Origin of the sequence: Streptomyces sp. NPDC059853, from assembly GCF_042731495.1 — a bacterium.
In the GTDB taxonomy this organism is placed as follows: Bacteria; Actinomycetota; Actinomycetes; order Streptomycetales; family Streptomycetaceae; genus Streptomyces.
This window is the reverse complement of the sequence record NZ_JBHWJL010000263.1, coordinates 1-3681: the sequence shown is the minus strand read 5'-3', so window position 1 is coordinate 3681 and position 3681 is coordinate 1. Positions and strand designations below refer to the sequence as shown.

3 protein-coding genes and 1 pseudogene are annotated in these 3681 nt (G+C 69.7%); 2 read left to right on the top strand and 2 right to left on the bottom strand.

Annotation, left to right across the window (positions count from 1 at the left end):
* Positions 1-279 precede the first annotated feature (279 nt).
* Positions 280-1023, bottom strand: coding sequence for a methyltransferase domain-containing protein (locus tag ACFV5N_RS22085; protein WP_385602543.1), 744 nt, complete (start codon positions 1021-1023; stop codon positions 280-282).
* Between the two features lie 245 nt (positions 1024-1268).
* On the opposite strand from ACFV5N_RS22085, the gene ACFV5N_RS22080 reads away from it, so the two are divergent.
* Positions 1269-1766 carry an ArsR/SmtB family transcription factor gene (locus ACFV5N_RS22080; protein ID WP_385602526.1) on the top strand — a complete coding sequence of 166 codons (498 nt, stop codon included), beginning with the start codon at positions 1269-1271 and terminating at the stop codon, positions 1764-1766.
* Between the two features lie 252 nt (positions 1767-2018).
* On the opposite strand, the pseudogene ACFV5N_RS22075 reads toward ACFV5N_RS22080, so the two are convergent.
* Positions 2019-2532: pseudogene (locus ACFV5N_RS22075) on the bottom strand (hypothetical protein).
* Between the two features lie 449 nt (positions 2533-2981).
* Between ACFV5N_RS22075 and ACFV5N_RS22070 the strand changes: the two are divergent.
* Complete coding sequence (locus ACFV5N_RS22070) at positions 2982-3590, top strand: hypothetical protein (RefSeq protein ID WP_385602524.1); 609 nt, start codon at positions 2982-2984, stop codon at positions 3588-3590.
* Positions 3591-3681: the final 91 nt, after the last annotated feature.

Here is a 3681-nt window from a genome sequence, read left to right as displayed (position 1 = left end):
GGCAGGCCAGGAGCGGCGCTCCTGGCCTGCTGGGGGGCTCGAACCCACGGCCGGTGGCTGAGGGATCCGTTGCCCGGACCTTCGGCAGGTGACCTGGCCCCAGGTACGGTCGCGGTTGGCCTTGCGGAGGTTGGCGGACACCAACAAGGACAATCTCTACCACCTGGGCGGCAGCCGTAGCCGGCGGATGGCAGAAACGGGAGAAATGATGACAGCGGGGACGGCCGGCGAGGACGGGGCCGCGGTCACATCCGTCGGAAAGCTCCTCGCGGGCGGTGTTCACGCCTTCGTGAGGACGAAGAACAGGAAGCACAGGAACCTGCCCGACTCCTTCTGCTCGAAGATTTCGGGGAACCGTTCGCGGGTACCGGGTCCCGGGGCCGGTTCACTCAGGACGTCGATCCGGAAGCCGGCCGCGGTGAACGCGTCGGTGATCGCGTGCAGCGGCCGGTCCCAGAAGGTCATCAGGTGCTTGGTGCCGCCGAGTTCCCACCACTGGGAGGTGGGGCGGATGGCGAAGTAGTCGGTTCCGGGCGGTGCCGTCATGTGCTGGACGAAGGGGTGGTGGACGGACCCGATGAGGCGGCCGCCGGGCTTGAGGACGCGCCGCAGTTCGGCCAGCGCCGTCGTCCAGTCCTCCAGGTAGTGCAGGACCAGGGAAGCGACGACGTCGTCGAACGCGGCGTCGGCGAAGGGCAGCGGGCCGCCCAGGTCGGCGCGTTCCAGCACTACACCGTCGCCGAGCCGCCGCCGGGCCAGCGCCAGCATCCCGGCGCTGGAGTCGAACCCGGCGACGACGGCGCCCCGCTCGCGCAGGTCCTCGGCCACCGGGCCGGCGCCGCAGCCGGCGTCCAGGATCCGGCGGCCCGTCACGTCGCCGGCCAGGTCCACGATCGCGGGGCGCGCGTAGTGGGCGTTGAGCAGGCTGGTCTCGTTGTGGGCCGTGTACGCCTCGGCGAAAGCGTCGTAGTCGTTCTCCCTCTCCCCGGGCCCCGGGGGAGCCTCGACGGGACCGACCACCATCCGCCGGTGCGCGGGGAGATCCGCCTGAGCTGCGGGGCTGTCGGCAGCGGCGGTCCCGCCGGTCGGTCCGGGATGGTTCGGCATGGTTGACCTCTTCTGTTCGGGCCACGGTGGGCATGGCGGGAGATCCGCGGATCCCCGGGCTGCGAAGGGCACAGCGAAACACTGGACGAGTGATTGAGCTTTGTCAATCACTCGCGGTCCGGCCCTTCCTGGGCTGCGCGCCCTTCAGTACGCTGCTGGTCATGACCGAACGCCGGCCGGCGACCGACGCGGAGGCGAAGGCACTCGCCTCCTCCCTCCGCCTGCGCATCCTGCGCATCTGCGTGCGGAAGCCGCACACGAACAAGGAGATCGCGGCGATCCTCGGCCGGGACCCGGCCAGCGTGCTGCACCACACCAGAACGCTGGTCCGCACCGGATTCCTGGAGGCACAGGAAGAACGGCGCGGCGCGCGCGGCGCACGAGAGATTCCGTACCTGACGACGTACAAGAGCTGGCACCTCGAAACACCCGCGCTCGACCGGTCGATGCTCGACGCGTTCCTGGAGGAACTCGCCCTCGTCCCCGAGGCCGAGACCGAGGGCGTCAGGATGGCGCTGCGCCTGCCACCGCCGCAGATGGACGAGTTCCGCACCCGGCTCAAGGATCTCCTGGACGAGTTCGCCGCCCGCCCGGACGACCCGGCCGCGCCCGCCTGGTCCCTCTTCATGGTGCTGCATTCCGACCCGAACCGGCCCTGACGACGGCGTCCGGCAGCGGCCCCCGCCCAGGACCGGCGCAACGAGCCGACCCTCCGGTGGCCACCGGATCCACCGGCCGGAGCGAGCGCGGCTCCCTCCGCGAAAAGATCCTCGAAGACCAGGGCGCGCTGCGGCGAGGGGGCCCAGCGGGCAGAGACGATCAGCGCGCAGCGCGGCTTCTCCGGGCCGGCCGGCCACACCCCCGGCGTGCAGGGAGCGGAGCCCCCGCATGGCAGTGCGACCTGCGCGGCCTCACGTCCGGGATGTCAGTACGTCGACCTCGCAGCCCGGTGCGAACGGGTCGAATCCGTGCTCGATCAGCCGGCGAATCCCCAGCAGGCTTCGCAGTGACCACCATGCGCGGATCACGTCGAGGTCGACCTCGGTGCCGTAACCGGCGATGACGTCGTCCAGATGATCGGGGTGTCCGAGCGTCAGGGTGGCGAGGTCGGACAGGGCATCGCCCGGTCCAGGATGGCAACGGCGCCTCGTGCAGCTTCCGGACGGCGGCGCCCGCCGCCGACCACGCCGCCGGGGACGCGGTCGAGGGCTCACCGAGACGGCCGAGCACCGTTCCGGGGACGGCGGCGATCGCGAGCACGGGCGGCTTGCGCCACAGGACCTCCGGCGTCGGGACCGGTGCGCGGGACATCGCCTCGACCTCGGCATCGATACGCGCCTGATCGGCGTCCACTTTCGGGAACACGTCGCCGACCCGGAGCGTCGCCCGCTCGGCATGGGCAACGACGACTTCGACCTCATCCATGGGTGACCAGTGCCCCGGAAGTGGCCGGCCGAGACGCCGGGGACTCGGCGAGGAATGCATGGGTCGCCGGGCCGGCGGGCGATCGGAAGGGTGGACGTCTCCTTTCCGCGGGCAGGGCGGTCCGGTGGGTCCCGGGCGCTTGTCCGGCGCGAGTTCGGCCACGTTCAATTCGCGCTCTCCGATGTAGGTATGGGTGATATCTGCCGTAAGCTCTCTTTTGGTTCCGGCGCACTGCTCAACGCACCGAAATGCAGGCGCCTGTTGTTCCCCGATACCATGACGAGGGTGCTGCCCGGCGGGTGCGAGGTGCCGCCTGAGCAACATGCGCTTCGGTATCCTCCCGGGCAGGTCATCGGAGGTCATTTACCCGGAAAGTGCTGGTCAGTTGACCTCTTGGGTTCGTGGTACCGTCCTCGTTCGGAGGGACAGTGCAACCTGAAAGGGAAATCGTGAACACGGAGAAGATCGCCGCTCGCCGCCTCTCGCTGGAAGAGACGACGGAGCTCGGCGTGAATGACAGGATCTTCGTTTCCGCCGACACGGCAGAGCTCAAGCTTCCCGGCTGCTACGTCCCCGCTTTTCTGACCAAGTCCGGTGAGGAATTCGAGGGCGGCTCGGTCACGGCGCGCACCATATTCCAGGAAGAGGTCTCCTGCCTTCCCGACGACGAGGACGACGCCGGAATCTACGTGGCCGACGAGAACGGCTCGGCGACCATCGAGGTTCTCCAGTCCGCCGGTGTCGTGCTGGATCTGGCACTTTTCGTCCCCGGCGGGGACAAGGGGGCCCTCACGGCCCTTTACGCGGCGGCCCGGCAGGCGTTCGGCGCCGACGTCGTGCAGATCTGGCGCCAGGGCCTCAAGGAGGTTCCCGACGTGAAGGTCGACATCTTCGAGGAGCAGATTCCCCGCGGGCGGAAGGGGAGCGACAGCCCCAAGCGTGACCGTCGCGCGATCGACACCTACCCCACTCGTGCGGACTTCATCGAGTTCTCCGCGGGGTGGAAGCCGGTCATCGAGACGCACAAGCCGGTTGTGGACGACACCCCCACCATCTGAGGCGGCGTCACCCCGGCCCCGGCCCGAGGGCGCAGCCGGATGACATCCGCTTCGCGCTCGGGCGAGGCCGGGGAGCACGAGGGACCGACGG

Excerpts from the sequence above, each read along its gene's own strand:
- ACFV5N_RS22085 (WP_385602543.1), bottom strand. The coding sequence starts at position 1,023 with ATGGTGGTCGGTCCCGTCGAGGCTCCCCCGGGGCCCGGGGAGAGGGAG.
- ACFV5N_RS22080 (WP_385602526.1), top strand. The coding sequence starts at position 1,269 with ATGACCGAACGCCGGCCGGCGACCGACGCGGAGGCGAAGGCACTCGCC.